The organism is Burkholderia cepacia (genome assembly GCF_001718835.1).
Taxonomy (GTDB): Bacteria; Pseudomonadota; Gammaproteobacteria; order Burkholderiales; family Burkholderiaceae; genus Burkholderia; species Burkholderia cepacia_F.
This window is the reverse complement of sequence record NZ_CP013443.1, coordinates 2,768,675-2,786,635: the sequence shown is the minus strand read 5'-3', so window position 1 is coordinate 2,786,635 and position 17,961 is coordinate 2,768,675. Positions and strand designations below refer to the sequence as shown.

General features: G+C 66.7%; 15 protein-coding genes. 7 read left to right on the top strand and 8 right to left on the bottom strand.

Annotated elements, in window-relative coordinates:
* Nucleotides 1-106: 106 nt before the first annotated feature.
* Together gluQRS and WT26_RS16050 are read right to left on the bottom strand one after the other, a co-directional pair.
* Nucleotides 107-1,003, bottom strand: coding sequence for a tRNA glutamyl-Q(34) synthetase GluQRS (gene gluQRS / locus WT26_RS16055; RefSeq protein ID WP_069273253.1), 897 nt, complete (start codon nt 1,001-1,003; stop codon nt 107-109).
* A 22-nt stretch (nt 1,004-1,025) separates the two neighbouring features.
* A complete protein-coding gene (locus WT26_RS16050) occupies nt 1,026-1,889 on the bottom strand; it encodes a sulfurtransferase (RefSeq protein ID WP_069273252.1) in 864 nt (287 codons plus the stop codon).
* Nucleotides 1,890-2,105: 216 nt separating this feature from the next.
* Here WT26_RS16050 and dnaE point away from each other — a divergent pair, with 216 nt between their 5' ends.
* Genes dnaE through WT26_RS16035 form a run of 3 tightly spaced genes read left to right on the top strand, consistent with a single transcriptional unit; the run spans nt 2,106 to nt 7,806 of the window.
* Nucleotides 2,106-5,639 (top strand): DNA polymerase III subunit alpha, encoded by a 3,534-nt coding sequence (gene dnaE / locus WT26_RS16045; RefSeq protein WP_069273251.1) that lies wholly within the window; start codon nt 2,106-2,108, stop codon nt 5,637-5,639.
* Between the two features lie 57 nt (nt 5,640-5,696).
* On the top strand, nt 5,697-6,875 hold the full coding sequence (locus WT26_RS16040) for a glycosyltransferase family 9 protein (protein WP_059715999.1): 1,179 nt from the start codon (nt 5,697-5,699) through the stop codon (nt 6,873-6,875).
* Nucleotides 6,868-7,806 carry a glycosyltransferase family 2 protein gene (locus WT26_RS16035; protein ID WP_069273250.1) on the top strand — a complete coding sequence of 313 codons (939 nt, stop codon included), beginning with the start codon at nt 6,868-6,870 and terminating at the stop codon, nt 7,804-7,806. Before WT26_RS16040 ends, WT26_RS16035 begins: the two co-directional genes overlap by 8 nt.
* 18 nt (nt 7,807-7,824) lie before the next feature.
* Here the strand turns inward: WT26_RS16035 and WT26_RS16030 are convergent, their stop codons facing one another.
* Together WT26_RS16030 and WT26_RS16025 are read right to left on the bottom strand one after the other, a co-directional pair.
* Entirely contained in the window at nt 7,825-8,670 is an 846-nt protein-coding gene (locus WT26_RS16030; protein WP_069270431.1) for a beta-1,4-mannosyl-glycoprotein beta-1,4-N-acetylglucosaminyltransferase, read from the bottom strand.
* A gap of 2 nt (nt 8,671-8,672) precedes the next feature.
* Nucleotides 8,673-9,464, bottom strand: coding sequence for a glycosyltransferase family 2 protein (locus WT26_RS16025; protein WP_059716002.1), 792 nt, complete (start codon nt 9,462-9,464; stop codon nt 8,673-8,675).
* 111 nt (nt 9,465-9,575) lie between these two features.
* On the opposite strand from WT26_RS16025, the gene WT26_RS16020 reads away from it, so the two are divergent.
* The 4 genes from WT26_RS16020 (at nt 9,576) to WT26_RS16005 (ending at nt 14,367) form a co-directional block, all read left to right on the top strand.
* Entirely contained in the window at nt 9,576-11,036 is a 1,461-nt protein-coding gene (locus WT26_RS16020; protein WP_230461580.1) for an O-antigen ligase family protein, read from the top strand.
* Nucleotides 11,033-12,040 carry a hypothetical protein gene (locus tag WT26_RS16015; RefSeq protein WP_059716004.1) on the top strand — a complete coding sequence of 336 codons (1,008 nt, stop codon included), beginning with the start codon at nt 11,033-11,035 and terminating at the stop codon, nt 12,038-12,040. The genes WT26_RS16020 and WT26_RS16015 overlap by 4 nt, the downstream gene beginning before the upstream one ends.
* Nucleotides 12,041-12,096: 56 nt before the next feature.
* Complete coding sequence (msbA, locus tag WT26_RS16010; RefSeq protein WP_069273249.1) at nt 12,097-13,881, top strand: lipid A export permease/ATP-binding protein MsbA; 1,785 nt, start codon at nt 12,097-12,099, stop codon at nt 13,879-13,881.
* Nucleotides 13,882-13,986: 105 nt separating this feature from the next.
* On the top strand, nt 13,987-14,367 hold the full coding sequence (locus WT26_RS16005) for an RcnB family protein (RefSeq protein ID WP_069273248.1): 381 nt from the start codon (nt 13,987-13,989) through the stop codon (nt 14,365-14,367).
* A gap of 61 nt (nt 14,368-14,428) precedes the next feature.
* Here the strand turns inward: WT26_RS16005 and WT26_RS16000 are convergent, their stop codons facing one another.
* The 4 genes from WT26_RS16000 to WT26_RS15985 form a co-directional block, all read right to left on the bottom strand.
* Nucleotides 14,429-14,986, bottom strand: coding sequence for an FUSC family protein (locus WT26_RS16000; protein WP_069273781.1), 558 nt, complete (start codon nt 14,984-14,986; stop codon nt 14,429-14,431).
* A gap of 41 nt (nt 14,987-15,027) precedes the next feature.
* On the bottom strand, nt 15,028-16,296 hold the full coding sequence (locus WT26_RS15995) for an MFS transporter (protein ID WP_059664651.1): 1,269 nt from the start codon (nt 16,294-16,296) through the stop codon (nt 15,028-15,030).
* A complete protein-coding gene (locus WT26_RS15990; RefSeq protein ID WP_069273247.1) occupies nt 16,293-17,252 on the bottom strand; it encodes a PRC-barrel domain-containing protein in 960 nt (319 codons plus the stop codon). The genes WT26_RS15995 and WT26_RS15990 overlap by 4 nt, the downstream gene beginning before the upstream one ends.
* Nucleotides 17,253-17,553: 301 nt before the next feature.
* Nucleotides 17,554-17,892, bottom strand: coding sequence for a YggL family protein (locus tag WT26_RS15985; RefSeq protein ID WP_069273246.1), 339 nt, complete (start codon nt 17,890-17,892; stop codon nt 17,554-17,556).
* Nucleotides 17,893-17,961 lie beyond the last annotated feature (69 nt).

The window sequence follows — 17,961 nt, the reverse complement described above, 5'->3', positions numbered from 1 at the left end:
GTGCCCGTTTTTCATTTGCGGCGGCGCAAGGCCGTCCCGGAATCGCTGAGAATCGGTGCCGGATCGATTGCGGCGGCGCAGGGCGACGCCCGCGTCGGCGCGCGAGCTAGTTCGCCCGAGGCCCGAAGCGCGTCGCCCACGCGGCCGTTGCGGCTGCGTGGAACGCATCGAGCGTTGCGCCCGGCAGCGCGCCGTGGTCGGGCGCGAGGCCCAGATGCGCGGCCGCAGCCTGCAGTGCCGGCAGCGGATCGTCGCGTTCGAGCGCGGTCGCGCCCGTCTGCTTGCTGAGTTTTTCGCCGTTCGCGTCGACCACGACGGGCACGTGCAGGTATCGCGGGGTCGGCACGCCGAGGCAGTGCTGCAGGTAGATCTGGCGCGCGGTCGAGTCGAGCAGGTCGGCGCCCCGGACGACGTGCGTGATGCCGGCATCGGCATCGTCGACGACGACCGCGAGCTGATACGCCCATTGCCCGTCCGCGCGTTTCAGCACGAAATCGCCGACTTCGGTCGCGAGGTTCTGCGTTTGCGTGTGCTGCCAGCGATCGTCGAACGTGACGATCGCGGCAGCGCCGTCCGGCACGCGCAGCCGCCATGCGCGCGCGGGCTTGCCGTGCAGGCCGGTGCGGCAGGTGCCCGGGTAGGCGAGCGTCGTGTGGCGCTCGTGCGCGGCGCGCAGCGAGTCGGCGATTTCCTTGCGCGTGCAGCCGCACGGATAGACGAGCCCCGCCGCCTTGAGCCGCTCGAGCGCGGCCGCGTAATCGGCCTCGCGCATGCTTTGCCAGACGGGCGGCTCGTCGGGCGTCATCCCGAAATGCGCGAGCGTCGCGAGGATGTCGTCGGCCGCGCCGGGTACCGTGCGCGGGCCGTCGAGATCCTCGATGCGCACGAGCCATGCGCCGCCGTGCGCGCGCGCGTCGAGCCAGCTCGCGAGCGCGCCGACCAGCGAGCCGAAGTGCAGCGGGCCGGTGGGCGACGGCGCGAAGCGGCCGCGATAGCCGTTCATCGATGGGCGGGCCGGAACGCGCTTACGCCGCGCGGACGTCGCTGGCGGCGTTCAGGCAGGCCGGGCACGACTGGCCGGGCACGTAGCTCGGCGACTGTTGCGCTTCCGGCGTGACGACCGCGCGGCACGCGAAGCACGTGACGTTCTCGGTGGGCTGGAGTTGCGGGTTCAGCGCGGTGCGGTAGTCGAACACGAAGCAGTCGCCGTGATAGTGCGCGCCGCCGACTTCCTCGAAGTATTTCAGGATCCCGCCTTCGAGCTGGTACACGTTCTCGATGCCGATTTCCTTCATGTGGATCGCGGCCTTCTCGCAGCGGATGCCGCCCGTGCAGAACGACACGACCGTCTTGCCTTCGAGGTCGGCGCGGTTCGCGTCGATCACTTCCGGGAATTCGCTGAACTTGTCGATCCGGTAGTCGAGTGCGTTGTCGAACGTGCCGACGTCGACTTCGAATGCATTGCGCGTGTCGAGCATCACGACCGGGCGGCCCGTGTCGTCGTGGCCGCGGTCGAGCCACGTCTTCAGCGTGCGCGCGTCGACGAACGGCGCGCGGCCGAGTTCCGGCTTGATCGCCGGCTTCTTCATCGTGATGATCTCGCGCTTCAGGCGCACGAGCATCCGGCGGAACGGCTGCGAATCGGACAGGCTTTCCTTGAACTGCAGCGACGCGAACTTGCCCTCGAACAGCGGATCGTGGCGGATGTACGCGATGAACGCGTCGGTGGCTTCACGCGTGCCGGCGATGAACAGGTTGATGCCTTCCGGCGCGAGCAGGATCGTGCCGCGCAGGCCGAGTTCGTTGCAGCGGGCGGTGACGAGCGGGCGCCATTGCTCGGTCGCGTCGAGCGACACGAAGTGATAGGCGGCGAGGTTGACGATGGTCATGATGGTCCGACGGGAAAACGGCCGCACGGCGGCCCGCAAAAAAGGGTGCGAAGCCGGGGCGTTGATTCGAAAACCCGTATTATCCCGCAAACGGCGCGGGCATCGGTATCTGGCCGATCGGCCAGCCGCGCGACGCGTCGCCGCGTGCATCGGCCGAACGGCCAAAGCGGGCATTTTTTGGGCAGCCTGCGCGGCGGGGCGGCTACAATAGCGCCCATGTCAGATCCCCGCTTCGTCCATCTTCGCGTTCACTCCGAATTCTCGATTGCCGACGGCATCGTGCGCATTGACGACATCGTCAAGGCGGCGGCCGCGGACGGTCAGGGCGCGCTCGCGCTCACCGATCTCGGCAACGCATTCGGCCTCGTCCGTTTCTACCAGGAAGCCCGCGGCAAGGGCATCAAGCCGATCGCCGGCTGCGACGTCTGGATCGCCAATCCCGACGACCGCGACAAGCCGTCGCGCCTGCTGCTGCTCGTCAAGGACAAGGTCGGCTACCTGAATCTCTGCGAGCTGCTGTCGAAGGCGTGGCTCACGAACCAGTACCGCGGCCGTGCGGAACTCGACGCGAGCTGGCTCGACGGCGAGCTCGCGCAGGGGCTGCTCGCGCTGTCGGGCGCGCAACAGGGCGATATCGGGCTCGCGCTGGCCGCGGGCAATGAAGAAGCCGCGCGCCGTCACGCCGAGCGCTGGTCGAAGGTGTTCCCGGGCGGCTTCTACATCGAGTTGCAGCGTTACGGCCAGCCGGGCGCCGAGGCGTACATCCAGCAGGCCGCGACGCTCGCCGCGGCACTGAAGCTGCCGGTCGTCGCGACGCACCCGACGCAGTTCATGACCGACGACGATTTCACCGCGCACGAGGCGCGCGTGTGCATCTCGGAAGGCGACATCCTCGCGAATCCGCGGCGCCAGAAGCGCTTCACGACCGACCAGTATTTCCGCACGCAGGACGACATGGCCGCGCTGTTCGCCGACCTGCCGTCGGCGATCGCGAACACGGTCGAGATCGCGAAGCGCTGCAACCTGAAGCTCGAGCTCGGCAAGCCGAAGCTGCCGCTGTTCCCGACGCCGGACGGCATGTCGCTCGACGACTACTTGGTCCAGCTGTCGAAGGAAGGGCTCGAGACGCGTCTCGCCCAGCTGTATCCGGCCGAAGCCGAACGCGACGCGCAGCGTGCCACGTACTACAAGCGCCTCGAATTCGAGTGCGGGACCATCACGAAGATGGGCTTTCCCGGCTACTTCCTGATCGTCGCGGACTTCATCAACTGGGCGAAGAACAACGGCGTGCCGGTCGGCCCGGGTCGCGGCTCGGGCGCCGGTTCGCTGGTCGCGTACGCGCTCGGCATTACCGATCTCGACCCGCTGCGCTACAACCTGCTGTTCGAGCGTTTCCTGAACCCGGAACGCGTGTCGATGCCCGACTTCGACATCGACTTCTGCCAGCACGGCCGCGATCGCGTGATCCAGTACGTGAAGGAAAAATACGGCGCGGACGCCGTGTCGCAGATCGCCACCTTCGGCACGATGGCCGCGAAGGCGGCGGTGCGCGACATCGGCCGCGTGCTCGACCTCGGCTACATGTTCACCGACGGCGTCGCGAAGCTGATCCCGTTCAAGCCGGGCAAGCACGTGACCATCGCCGACGCGATGAAGGAGGAGCCGCAGCTGCAGGAGCGCTACGACCACGAGGACGAAGTGCACCAGCTGCTCGACCTCGCGCAGCGCGTCGAGGGCCTCACGCGTAACGTCGGGATGCACGCGGGCGGCGTGCTGATCGCGCCCGGCAAGCTGACCGATTTCTGCCCGCTGTACACGCAGGGCGACGACGGCGGCGTGGTCAGCCAGTACGACAAGGACGACGTCGAAGCCGTCGGCCTCGTGAAGTTCGACTTTCTGGGTCTCACGACGCTGACGATCCTCGACTGGGCCGAGCGCTACATCCGCCGCCTCGATCCGTCGAAGGCCGACTGGTCGCTCGCGCAGGTGCCGCTCGACGATCCCGCCTCGTTCCAGATCCTGAAGAAGGCCAACACGGTCGCCGTGTTCCAGCTGGAAAGCCGCGGGATGCAGGGCATGCTGAAGGATGCGCAGCCCGACCGTTTCGAGGACATCATCGCGCTCGTGTCGTTGTACCGTCCGGGCCCGATGGACCTGATCCCGAGCTTCTGCGCACGGAAGCACGGCCGCGAGAAGGTCGACTATCCGGATCCGCGCGTCGAGCCCGTCCTGAAAGAGACCTACGGCATCATGGTCTATCAGGAGCAGGTGATGCAGATGGCGCAGATCATCGGCGGCTACTCGCTCGGCGGCGCGGACTTGCTGCGTCGCGCGATGGGCAAGAAGAAGCCCGAGGAGATGGCCAAGCATCGCGAGATCTTCGCCGAGGGTGCGGCGAAGAACGGCCTCACGCGCGAGAAGTCCGACGAGATCTTCGACCTGATGGAGAAGTTCGCGGGCTACGGCTTCAACAAGTCGCACGCGGCGGCCTACGCACTGCTCGCGTATCACACCGCGTGGCTGAAGGCGCACCATCCGGCCGAATTCATGGCGGCCAACATGACGCTCGCGATGGACGACACCGACAAGGTGAAGATCCTGTTCGACGATTGCATCGTGAACAACCTCGTCGTGCTGCCGCCCGACATCAACCAGTCGCATTACCGCTTCGAGCCGGTCGCGGAAGCCGACGGCAAGCGCTCGCGCACGATCCGCTACGGCCTCGGCGCCGTGAAGGGCAGCGGCCAGAACGCGATCGAGGAAATCCTGCGCGCCCGCGAGGAAAAGGCATTCACCGACCTGTTCGACTTCTGCGAACGGATCGACCGGCGCGTCGTCAACCGCCGCACGGTCGAGGCGCTGATCCGCGCCGGCGCATTCGATTCGCTGAATACGAACCGTGCCCAGCTGATCGCGTCGGTGCCGCTGGCGATGGAAGCGGCCGACCAGGCCGAGGCGAACGCGATGCAGGCCGGCCTGTTCGACATGGGCGCCGAGTCGCCGCATGCGCATGCGCTCGTCGACGAGCCCGCGTGGGACGACAAGCGCCGCCTGCAGGAAGAAAAGGGCGCGCTGGGCTTCTACCTGTCCGGCCACCTGTTCGATGCGTATCGCGATGAGGTGCGCCGCTTCGTGCGGCAGAAGGTCGGCGATCTGAAGGAAGGGCGCGACAAACTCGTGGCCGGCATCATCGCTTCGCTGCGCACGCAGATGACCCAGCGCGGCAAGATGCTGATCGCGCTGCTTGACGACGGCTCGGGCCAGTGCGAGATCACGATCTTCAACGAGCAGTTCGAGGCGAACAAGGCGCTGTTCAAGGAAGACGAACTGCTGATCGTGCAGGGGCAGGCGCGCAACGATGCATTCACGGGCGGTATCCGCTTCACGGCCGACACGGTGATGGATCTCGAACGCGCGCGTAGCCGTTATGCGCAGGCCGTGCGGCTGACGATGAACGGCAACGCCGACGCGGCCGCACTGCGCCGCGTGCTCGAGCCGCACGTGTCGAAGGACGATCCGGCTGCGGCGAACGCCGTCGAAGCGCCCGCGCCGCGCGGCGGCGGGCGCGACGGCGGCCGCCGCCCGCAGGCGCCGCTGCCGAACGGGCTCGCGGTGCAGGTTCACTACAGCAACGCGCGGGCGCAAGGCGAAATGCGCCTCGGCGACGCATGGCGCGTGAAGCCGAGCGACGTGCTGCTCGCGGAGCTGCGTGCGGCGTTCGACGGCAGCGTCGTCGAAATCACGTATTGAACGGGCTGAGCATACCGATCCGATTGCCAACGGAGACCAACGAGGCTCAGCCGATTTATGGATCAAGTTTTGGACCTGTTTCCCAACGACCGCCCCCCGCGCACGATCCTGGTCGTCTGCACGCGCCGCATCGGCGACGTGCTGCTGACGACGCCGCTCGTGCGTTCGCTGAAGGTGCGCTGGCCCCAGGCGCAGATCGACATGCTCGTGTTCCGCGGTACCGAAGGCGTGCTCGAGAACAATCCGGATGTTCGGCGCGTGATCACGGTCGCGCAACGTACCGGCATCGGCGAGCGTTTCGCCGATGCGGCGCGGATCTGGCGTCGCTATGATCTGGCGTGCGCCGCGATCAGTTCGGATCGTGCGCGGTTCTACTGCTGGTTCGCGGGCCGCAAGCGCATCGGTCTGTTGGCGCCGGAGCGCGTCACGCGGTTCAACCGCTGGATGCTCGATCGCCATGTCGTCGACGACAGCGATCTGCATACCGTCAATAGCGGCCTGCTGCTGGCGCGCGGGCTCGGCATCACTCCGCTCGCCGACGTGGTACCTCCCGCCGTCGGCCGCGGCGCTGCGGCAGTCGCGCGTTTCGAACAGCGTTTCGACGGCGCCGGCGAATTGCAGGGGCGGCCGTACGTGGTGCTGCATCCATTCCCGATGTACGCATACAAGCTGTGGCGTCTGGACGGTTGGGTCGAGCTCGCTACCTGGTTGCACGCTCAAGGATTCGCGATCGCTTTGAGCGGCGGACCGGCGCCGGCCGAGCGCGATTATGCGGAGCAGATCGCCGGCCGGTTGTCGGGCATCGTGCTGAATCGGGTCGGGCAGCTTTCATTGGCGGAAAGCGCCGAGATGATTCGACGCGCGCGTCTGTACGTGGGCCCGGATACGAGCGCCACGCATATCGCGGCGGCCACCGGTACGCCGACGCTGGCGCTGTTCGGGCCGTCCGATCCGGTGCGCTGGGGGCCGTGGCCTCACGGATGGGCCGCGGCGGTCAACCCGTGGCAACGCAAGGGGACGGCGCGACACGGCAACGTCTATCTGCTGCAGGGCGAAGGCAGTTGCGTCCCGTGTCTTAAAGAAGGGTGCGAGCAGCGCCTGGAGAGCCTGAGCGAATGCCTGACCACGCTCAGCGCGGCCCGCGTGATCCGGGCCGCGGGCGAATTATTGAACGTGCCGGCGCCTGACGCCATGGTGCGCGTCGATGCAATAGCGAGAGAGAACAAGCATGTTTAGCATTCTGATTCCGACCTGGAACAACCTGCCGTATTTGAAGCTGTGCATCGACAGCATTCGGCGGCATTCGGCCTACGAGCACGAGATCGTCGTGCACGTGAACGACGGCTCCGACGGTACGCTCGACTGGGTGCGTGAGCAAGGCATCGCGCATACGTGGAGCCGTGGCAACGTAGGCGTGTGCATCGCGTTGAACGACGTGGCGAGGCTCGCGACGCGCGACTGGATCGTCTACATGAACGACGACATGTTCTGCACGCCGGGCTGGGATCTCGCGTTTGAAAACGCGCTGCGCGGACTCGACCACTCGTGCGCATACCTGTCGTCGCATCTGATCGAGCCGACGCGGACCGGGAACGATCTGGTATCGGTCGGCGCGTTCGGCACGGACCCGCAGACCTTCGACGAAGCCGGCCTGCTCGCGCATGCGAAGCAGCTGAAGACCGTCGATCGTGACGGCGTCGCATCGCAGCCGACGCTTGTGAGCCGCGAGCTGTGGCACCGCGTCGGCGGCTACAGCATCGAGTTCGGACCGGGCATGAGCAGCGACAACGATTTCCTGATCAAACTGTGGCTGGTCGGTTGCCGTGTGTTCCGCATCGTCGGCGAAAGCCGCATCTATCACTTCAGCTGCCGCAGCACCGGGCGTATCAAGCGCAATCGCGGCGGCCGCGAGTTCCTGATGAAGTGGGGTATTTCGCCGCGCGAATTCAAGAAGAAGTACATGCGCGATGGCGCGGGCAATCCGCGCGACGCGCTGCCGAACGTGCCGGTGCCTAGCCTGAAGAGCCGCCTGAAGCGTTTGATGTATGCGTTCGGTCGTTATCCGACGCTCGATCTCGAGGCCTGGGAGCCGAACCTGCCGGCGCAGCTGCAGTTCGTCCCGCTCGCCGAGCGCGATGCGCGCTCCGGCGAGAAGAGCAGCGTCTGAGCATGCGTTTGAGGCCGCTCAGACCGGCCTCAGCCATTGCGCGTAACGTTCGCTGTGCGCGGCCAGATAGGGTGGGAAACTTTCGGCATCGGGCGTTTGCGCGACGTAGCGGCTGTTCGGGTTGAGCAGGTCCCGACCGCTGTGGATCTGTGCGTCGATATAAGCGAGGTTCTTGTGCTGGTCGCGCACGAACGCCTGATCGGCGATGCTCTCCATCTTGAGCAAGATTTTCTCCGGCGATAGCACCCACGTGAAATGCCAGCCGCCCGGCGTCAAGCGCTGCACTTCGAAGCGCCGGAACCATGCGCGGCGCAGCGAACGCAACGGTCCGGACGACTTGTATGAGCGCACCGCGTTGATGTTGCCGAAAAACCGTTCGACCTGACGCATCGTCGTGATCTTGGAGCCGGCCCAGATCGCGGGCCGGCCATCATCCTGTACCAGCTGATTGTTCAGGAAATACGCATACGCATGCTGCTGAAAATCGCCGCGGCGGTAGCGCGGGTCGTATGCGCGAATCGTGGACGGATACGGAATCTCGTCGAGGTCCGACACCAGGATCCAGTCGTCAGGCTGTGCGTCGTGCAGCCCATGGATCAGGTAGTTGCGCTGATAGTTCTCGTTCTTCCACGCGCTGCGCGCGCCCGGTGCGAAATGATCGACCACCAGGTAGCGAATCTTGTCGCGGTATTTCGCGAATTTCTCGATGTCGAAATTCAGCGGTTTGGGATTGCCGGTTTGGGTATAGACCGCTTCGGAAATCACGAAATAGTCGACGTGGTCCCACAGCGTTTCGAGTCGCAGCTCGAGCAGCATGTCCTCGTTGAAATAGCAGAAGCAGTCGTAAATCTTTGGGCGGGTCATGTTCAGGCTTGCGGGTGGTTGCTGCGATCGTCGCCGAGCAACATCATCTTCAGATAGCGGTAGTACGAGGTCTCGGCATTCGACACGGCCAGGATGAATCCCATCCTGCCGTCGAGGAAGCCGAGCTTGACGACATAAGTACGGATGAAAGTCCACAGGCCGTGCAGCACCGCGCGGCGCAAACCTCCCGATTTGCCGCGTGCGACTTTCTGGGCGGCGCTATAGCTCGAGTAGCTGTCGATCTTGCCGAGCACCTCCGAAAAATCGCGGTACGTGTAATGCAGCAGCGGCGTCGTCAGCCGCGCGCAACGGGCGCCGTCGTCGCCGATCACGCGTTCGTGCACGAGATCGTCGGAGAAGCGCGCCCGGCCGCGCACAAACAGGCGCTTCACATAGTCGGGACTCCAGCCGCTGTGGTGAATCCAGGTTCCGCAGTAATTGGAGCGGCGCGGAAGATCGTAGAGTTCGGCACCTGGCGAGGCGATGCAGGCGAGGATTTCGTCGCGTAGCTCGGGCGGAACGCGCTCGTCGGCATCGATCGAAAGCACCCATGTGCCGCGGGCCTGATCCAGCGCACGCTGCTTTTGAGCGCCGAAGCCGGGCCAGTCGGTTTCATGAACGATCGCGCCATACTCGCGGCAGATCGCCTGCGTGCCGTCGGTGCTGCCGGAGTCGAACACGATGATTTCGTCGACCCACGGCCGCAGCGACGCGAGACATGCGCCGATATCGCGCGCCTCGTTCTTGGTGATCACGATGGCGCTGAGTGTGGGGGCGGCGAAACGGTCGCTCATGAGATGTGATGCTCGGGTCGAGGCAGGTCTGGCAGGGTCGGCGAAGCTCGCGCAAGTATAGCAAGCGCGGGCGTTTGCGATGCCGGCAGCAGCACGGCCTCGGCGAAGCGCGTGGCGATCCCCACGATCGTCGGCGCCGGTGCGTCGGGCGCGCCGCTACGTCGGCCGGAAGCCCGTGTGCTATTCTCCGGCTGGTTATTTCAGGCAATAATCTTGCGATATCCGAAATCAATGAGCATGTTGTTCGATCGTCTGCGGCTTGGCGCCTGGTGCCGGAACGGGACGCAGCACGACCTCGCACCCGGTTGCCGGTGGGGCGATCTCGCGGCGGCGCTGGCAGCGGGACTGGGTGTAGCCGGATATCTCAGCTGGCGTGGTGCGACCAATACCGCTTTATTCGTCATGTTGCTGCTGGCGTTGCTGCATGGTCCTGGTTGGTGGGCCGAAGCGCGCGGCCAATGGCGCCGTTTCGCGCCGTTGATGATTGCGCTCGCCGCGCCGATCGTGGCGCTCGCGATCGGACAGCTGTTTCGGCACGAATGGGTGCTGAAGGCGTTCGACGCGCCCATGCGAATGCTGCTCGCGATTCCGATTCTTCTGTATTTCCATCAGCGCCGCATCGACTTTGCGCGCATCGTCGGCTACGCCGCGCCGCTCGGCCTGTTTGCGATGCTGATCGAGGTGTGGCTGAATCCGGCTGCCTCCCAGCAGTGGGGAGGGCGCTATGCGACTTATTTCGTCGATACCGATACGTTCGGTGTGTATGGGCTGGTGCTGACCGGCTTTTGCCTGTTCTCCCTCCGCGTCGCGCCGGGCGTCAGAGGCAAGATGCTGGCGGCGTGGCAGTCGCTCGGCGTGCTGGTCGGTATCGCGCTGATCATCGGTTCCGGTACACGCACCGCATGGTATGTGATACCGGTGGTGTTTGCGCTGTGGCTGTGGCTGAACCGGCGCTCCGTCAGACTGTGGTGGCTGCTGGTCTGTATCGCGGCACTGGCCGCCGTGCCGATTTTCGATCATGAAATCGCCGCGCGCCTGCTCAGCGGTTACGACGAGATTCGCCAGTGGCTCACTGGTACGCGGCGCGACACGTCGGCTGGCCTGCGTCTGACCATGTGGCACATCTCGTGGGAACTGTTCAAGCACCGTCCGTGGGGCGGCTACGGCGACACCGGCTATCTCGCGTTTCTGGGCCAGCCGTGGATCGCGTCGATCGCGCCGCCATCGCAGGCGATCGCGATCGAGCACGGCCCGCATAACGAACTGCTGGCGAACTTGCTGCGCTCCGGCGTGGCCGGCGGTGTCGCGGTCCTGTGTCAATTCCTGATTCCGCTCGTGGTTTTCGCGCGGCGATGCCATGCCGCCGACGATGCCGTGAAGAGGGCGAGTCGGCTCGGCTTGATTTATATCGTCTGCGTGATGGTGATGAGTGTCGGTTTCGAAATGTTCACGCTGAAATACACGGCGTCGTTCTATGGCTTGATGATCGCGTGCCTCGGTGCTCAGGTGCTGGCGGGCGAGGGCGCGGCGCGGCAGGCAGCATCGCGCACGACCGAGGTGGCACACGGATGAATCGATATACCAAAGTCAAGGTCGTTTGCCCGGGCGGCGCGATGACGGCCGGCCCCGAGGCGCTGCATCAGCTCGTCGCCGAACTGAACCGGCTCGGCCAGCCGGCGGCGATCGTGTATAGCCCGTTCGATCGGGCATTCGAGACACCTGAGCCGTATCGCAAGTACGCGGTCCCGGTGGAGGCGTATGCGGACGAGCGCGGCGAGCTGATTGTGTTTCCGGAGATCATGCCGACCAACGCGCTGCGCGTGAAGCGCGCCGACGCGGCGATCTGGTGGATGTCGCTGAACAATTACACGTGCGTGCGCTATGGAAACCCGCTGCGCGACCGCTTCCGCTATTTCAAGGCGTGGATCAAGGGCAAGCGACCGCTGGGTGGAATCGGCGCGTTGCGGCATCTGAAGCACTTTGCGCAGAGTCACCATGCGCAGACGTATCTCGCGGCACGCGGTTTTTCGGTGCTGCCGCTGACCGACTCGATTCCGGTCTACACCGCGCCCGACTATCTGGCGGCGTTGCCGCAGCGGCTAGCGGCCGCTCGGCACGACGACGTGATCCTGTACAACCCGAGCAAGGGACGGCCCGTCACCGAGCGTTTGATGCGCGCCTATCCGCAATGGCAGTTCAAGCCGCTGCGCGGCCTGAACCGGGAGCAGCTTGCCGACGCGTTCTGCGCGGCGAAGGTCTATATCGATTTCGGACACCACCCGGGCCGGGACCGTCTGCCGCGCGAGGCAGCCGTGCACGGCTGCTGCGTGGTGACGGCCCGGCACGGCTCGGCCGGCAACCCGGTGGATGTGCCGATTCCGGACAAGTACAAGCTGGAGCCGAAGGCGAGCGGGTTCGTCGAGCAGTTCGGCCACGTCATCGACGCGATTTTCGGCGATTTCGAGCGCTGCTCGGCTGAATTCGAGCCATACCGACAGATGATTCATCGGGAGGCGGACGTGTTCGATGCGCAGATCCGGCGCGCGTTCGAGCTCGGGGGCCCATCCGCCTTATAATCCGCTCCATTCACGGAGCTTCCCGGGCTCTTCGTCATTCGCATCAAAGGATCGTCTTGAGCAAGCACCAATCCGGTCTCAGAAAGCCAGTCGGCGACGGGGACACACAAACCTCCGCGGTCGGCAAGCGGCTGTGGGCCTACGTTCGCCCGCTGGCCGGCGTGCTGCTGCTCGGCGTGCTGGCGATGGCGGTCAGTTCGGCGACAGACGCCGGCATTCCGGCACTCCTCAAGCCGCTCCTCGACCACGGCTTCGGCAGTAACGGCAGCCGCCAGGCCATGTGGTTCGTGCCGGTCGCCGTGATCGGCCTCGCGTTCGCGCGCGGCGCCGCGCAGTACGCGTCACAGTATCTGCTGGCGTACGTGTCGAACCGGATCCTGCTGCAGATGCGTCTCGACATGTTCGCCCGCATGGTCAACACCGGCGCGTCGTTCTTCCAGCGCGAAACCGCGAGCACGGTGATCAACGCGATCGTGTTCGAGGTCAACCAGATCCTGTCGGTGCTGACGGGCGTGATGGTGACGCTGGTGCGCGATTCGCTGACGGTGATCTTCCTGCTCGGCTACCTGTTCTACCTGAACTGGCGGCTCACGCTGATCGTCGCGGTGATCCTGCCGGGCATCGGCTGGCTCGTCAGCAAGATCAACCGCCGCCTGCGTCGGCTCGGCCGCGATCAGCAGATGCTGACCAACGACTTGTCGTATGTCGTCGAGGAGGCGGTGGCCGGCTATAAGGTGGTCAAGGTCTATAACGGCGAGCCGTACGAAATCTCGCGCTTCAGCGAAATGGCCAAACGGCTGCGCGGCTACGCGATGCGCATGACGGTGTCCGGCGGCCTCGCTCAGCCGCTCACGCAGTTCCTCGCGTCGATCGCGCTCGCGGTCGTGATCACGATCGCGGTCGTGCAGTCGTCGAACGACCAGACGACGGTCGGCGGCTTCGTCGCGTTCGTCACGTCGATGCTGCTGGTGATCTCGCCGCTCAAGCACCTGATCGACGTCAACCAGCCGCTGCAGCGCGGGATGACGGCCGCCGAGCTGATCTTCGGGCTGATCGACGAGCCGGCCGAGCCGCAGGGCGGCGGCCGGCTGTTGCCGCATGCGCGCGGCGAGATCGAATTCCGCAACGTGTCGTTCGACTACGGCGCGGCCGAGCGGCCGACGCTCGACCGCATCTCGTTCAAGGTCGCGCCGGGTGAAATGATTGCGCTCGCGGGCCCGTCCGGCAGCGGCAAGACGACGCTCGTGAACCTGCTGCCGCGCTTCTTCGACCCGACCGACGGCGCGATCCTGGTCGACGGCGTGCCGGTGGCCGACTACGACCTCCACGCGCTGCGCGGCCAGATGGCGATGGTCAGCCAGGACGTCGTGCTGTTCAACGACACGATCGCCGCGAACGTCGCGTACGGGCAGACGCCCGACCGCGCGCGCGTGCAGGCCGCGCTCGAGGCCGCGAACCTCGCCGATGCGGTCGCCGCGATGCCCGACGGGCTCGACACGCTCGTCGGCGGCAACGGGATGCGGCTGTCCGGCGGCCAGCGCCAGCGGCTCGCGATCGCGCGTGCGATCTACAAGGACGCGCCGATCCTGATTCTCGACGAAGCGACGTCGGCGCTCGACTCGGAATCGGAGCGCCACGTGCAGGCCGCGCTCGAGCGGCTGATGGAAGGCCGCTCGACGCTCGTGATCGCGCACCGGCTGTCGACGATCGAGCGCGCGGACCGCATCCTCGTGCTCGAGGCCGGCAAGATCGTCGAAGAGGGCAGTCACGACGAATTGCTGCGCCACGGCGGCCTCTACGCGCACCTGCACCGGATCCAGTACCAGCAGCAGGCGGCCTGACGGGCGCGCGGCGAGCCGCCGCGCGTCTGCCGTCACGCCGGCGTGATAGTCTTCACGGCGCAGTCCGCAGTCGTTTCATTCGACCGAACAACACGGAGGAAACGCATGAAGATGACGCACCGCATGATGTTTGTCGCATTGATCGCGGCGACTTTCACGGCGCCGCTCGCGATGGCCCAGGACGAGGACGGGAATGGCCACCACGGCGGCCCCGGGATGAAGCATGGTCATGGACCGAAGCATATGCCGCCCGGCCAGATGCGCCATGAGGACGACGTGCCGCCGCGCTGGGCCGACCAGCCGCGCCGCGAGTGGCACAAGGGCGACCGGCTTCCCCCCGAGTTCCGCGATCGCCAGTACGTGATCGACGACTGGCGCGGTTATCACCTGAGCCCGCCGCCGCGCGGCTATCAATGGGTCGGCGTCGGCGGGGATCACCTGCTGGTGCAGATCGGTTCCGGCATCGTGCTGCGAGTCGGGCCGTAAGCGCCGCTCGCCAAGCCGGGCGTGCCAGCGTCCGGCGAAACCTTCCTTCCCCATTGCCGCGCTACGTGCGCGCCAGCCAGCGGCGCTCGATTTTCGACATCACCCAGCACACGCCCAGCGCACACACGGTGCCGAGCGTCACTTCACCGAGCCGCATCAGCGGAATGTCCCACAGCGGGCCGTTGCCCGGAAACAGCAGCACGATCGTCGCGGTTACGCCGCCGAGCCGTGCCGCGCTGCCGACGTTCAGGCACCAGCAGCAGACGATCACGACCGCGACGGTCATCGCATACGCGACGAGACGGTCGCCGCCGAGCGCCGCGCCGGCGAAGCCGAGCACGCCGCCGACCATCGCGCCGACGAACTGGTCGCGCGACAGCGACATCGTGTCAGAGTAGTTGTGCTGCGTGACGGCGATCGCGGTGATCGCCGCCCACACGGCCTGCTCGGTATGCAGCGCATGGCCGATCACGTAGGCGAGGCACGCGCCGCACACGGCCTGCACCGCCATCAGCCCGCCTTGCGCGAGCCGTTCGCCGAATGACAGCCCCTTGAACAGATCGAAGATCGACTGCTGGATCTGCTGGCGGGCTTCGTTGAGTGTCCTGATCGTATCCATCATGCGTTGGCCTGAAAGCGGGTAACGGCGGCGAGCGGGCGTCAGTGCGCCTGTTCGGGCGATGCGGCGGCCGGTTCGTCGGCCGCCGCGTCGCCGTTCTCGACGCGCGTTTCGGGCATCACGAGCCAGACCAGCAGCACGGCCAGCGCACCGGCGCCCGCGAGCCCGAAGAAGCTGACGGCATTCCCGAAATGATCGGCGACGTAGCCGGCGGCCGCGGTGCTGAGCGTCGCGCCGATCCCGGCCGCGAGCCCGAACAGCCCGATGCACAGGTTGTAGCGGCCCTTGCCGCCCGCGACGTCGGCCGCGATCAGCGGCAGCATCACGCCGAACACGGCGGCGCTGATGCCGTCGAGCATCTGCACCGGCACCAGCAGATACGGGCTGCTCACGCCCGCGAACAGCAGCGCGCGCACCGGCAGCGCGGAGAAGCCGAGCAGCAGGATCGGCCGGCGCCCCCAGCGCTGCGCGGAGCGGCCGACCCACGGCGACAGCATCGCGACGATCGCCTGCGGCACGATGATGCACGCGGCGATCACGAGCTGTACGTTCTCGCCCATCCCGGCCGTGACTTCACCGGCCGCGAGGTTAAGCATCGCCGCGTTCGACAGGTGGAACAGCACGACGCACGCCGCGAAGATCAGCATCCGGCGGTCGCGCAGCAGTTCGAGCAGTGTTTCGCGTTCGCCAGATTCGTCGCGGTCGCCGTGGTCGTCGGGCTGCGACGATTGCGGGATCACTTCGTGTGTCGGCTGGATCATCGCGAGTGCGAACAGCGCGGGCAGCGCCAGCACGGCGGTCAGCCAGAACACCGCGCGCGCGGAGAAGTATTCGCCGGTGAGCCCCATCAGGCCCGCCGCGACCGCGCTGCCGATCGATGCCCAGCGCGCGTTGCGGCCGAGCCGGTCGCCGAGGTCGGCGCGGCCGACGAGCGAGAACGAGATCGCGGCCATCGCCGGCACGAGCATGCAGCTCGCGAAACCGTGGAACACCTCGGCGGCGATCACCGGCACGATCGTCGGGCTCGACGCGAGCAGCACCGCGGACAGGATGATGGCCGCGATCGCCCACGCGGCCGCGCCTTTCTTGTTCTTCAGCGCATCGACGGCCGCGCCGCCCGGCACCTGGCTGACCATCGCGCTGATCGTGCCGATCGACAGCACCATGCCGATCTCGCCCTGTGTCCACTTGTGCGACGCGAGGTAGGACGCGATGAACGGCCCGAACCCTGTCTGAACGTTTGCAACGAAGAAGTTGAGCCAGTCGAGGGACCGGAGACTGCGTACGCTGACGGAATGCTTGATCGTCATCGGGTCGCACTCGCAGACGAAGCCGGTGCCGGGGCAACGGGCGGGTAGACCGCGACGATCGGCTTGTCGGCCGCGTAGGGCGGCGACGCCTTGATCTGTGCGTCGTTCAGGTCGAGCTGCGGATGCAGCGCCTTGTCGCGCGTGACGAAGCGCAGCGCGCCCCAGCTTGCGGCGATCGAACGGCGGTCGGTGTTGACGAGGCCGCCGAGGTCGAGCACGACAGCCTGCGGCTGCGACGCGCGGTCGATCAGCACGTCGACGACGCGGCCGATCTTCGTGCCGTTCGGACGCTCGACGTCGCTGTCGAGCAACGGCAGGCGCGTCGCGGGCGAGGCCGCGGCCGAACCCGACAGCGGCACGGCCTTGGGCCGCGCGGCCGGCGGCAGGTCGCCCGACGGCACGTCGAGCACGATCGGCTCCTGTTTGCCGCCCGGCGTGAAGCGGAACACGTTCCACGGGAAGATGACCTTGCGGTCGCCGACACCCATGAAGCCCTGCAGGTTGACGACCATCTCGCGCGGCTTGCCGCTCGCGTCGGTCACCATGTCGACCGCGCGGCCGATCACCTTGCCGTTGCGGCGCGCGACTTCGCTGTCGAGCAGCGCGTGGATCTGCGTACGGTCGAGGGGGCGCGTCGCGACGAGCGGGGCCGGCGCGGGTGGCGCCGGCGGCGGCGATTCGGGGCGCTGCACGGGCTTCGGCCGCGTGACTTCGCGGTGCGGTTTTTTCGGCGCCTCGGCTTCCGGCCGGACCGGCGCCGGCACGGGCGGCATCGTCAGCGGTTCGCCGGCGGCTTCCTCGACGGGTTCGACGAGCGCCTCGCTGATCGGCGCGGGCGGATTCTGGACCGGCAGCAGCCCGCAGCCGGACAGCAGCACGGCGGCGCCGAGAATCAGGAAGACCGTCGAGGACGGCAACGACTTGCGGGATGCGGGAAACGGAAGTCCGCCGCTCATTGACACTCACTCCATGGGTCGGGGGCGGCCCGAGGGCACGCGGCTGGCGATATGGATGGCGGGTGCGGGCGGCGCACCACGCGAGGGGAGATTTTAACGTGTCTCGCGGGAAAGGCCGAAGAACGCCGGGCGATCGACGCGAATCGGCGCGTGAGAGCCGCGTGCGGCGGCGTTCGCGCGGGCGTCGCCGCATCGCGGCGACCGGAGCCGGAAGGCCGGCGCACCGGGCCGTGCGACATGGCGCCGCAGCGGCCGGCCCGGGGTGCGTGTGCGTCGATCTGCGCGACGCACGCGCGAAGGCTTACGCCTCCTCCGGATACCAGGCGTCCGTGAAGTCGCTGACGGCGACGTCGGCCAGTTCGGGCCGGGCCTCGAGCCACCCGCGAACCGATTCGCGGTCCGCGTCGGTCGTCGTGCCGCGCGGTGCGCCGGAGATCACGTACGCGCCGATGCCTTCGTCCGCCGACGCGACGGTCAGCAGGCCGTTCGCTTCGACGAAGTCGATGAATGCGTCGATCAGTTCGCCGCGCTGGAGGTCGCTCAGCTCGGTGCGGTATTGGGCCGATGCGCAGAAGGCCAGCTCCTGGAATTCGCCGATGTGGAGTTTCTTGCGCTGGCGGCGGTTGTGTTGCTTGCTCATGGTACTTGATTAAATGCTGTAGGGATGGAAAAAGAGGCTTCGTGCGGCGGGAGCGCGTGCGTTCCGTTC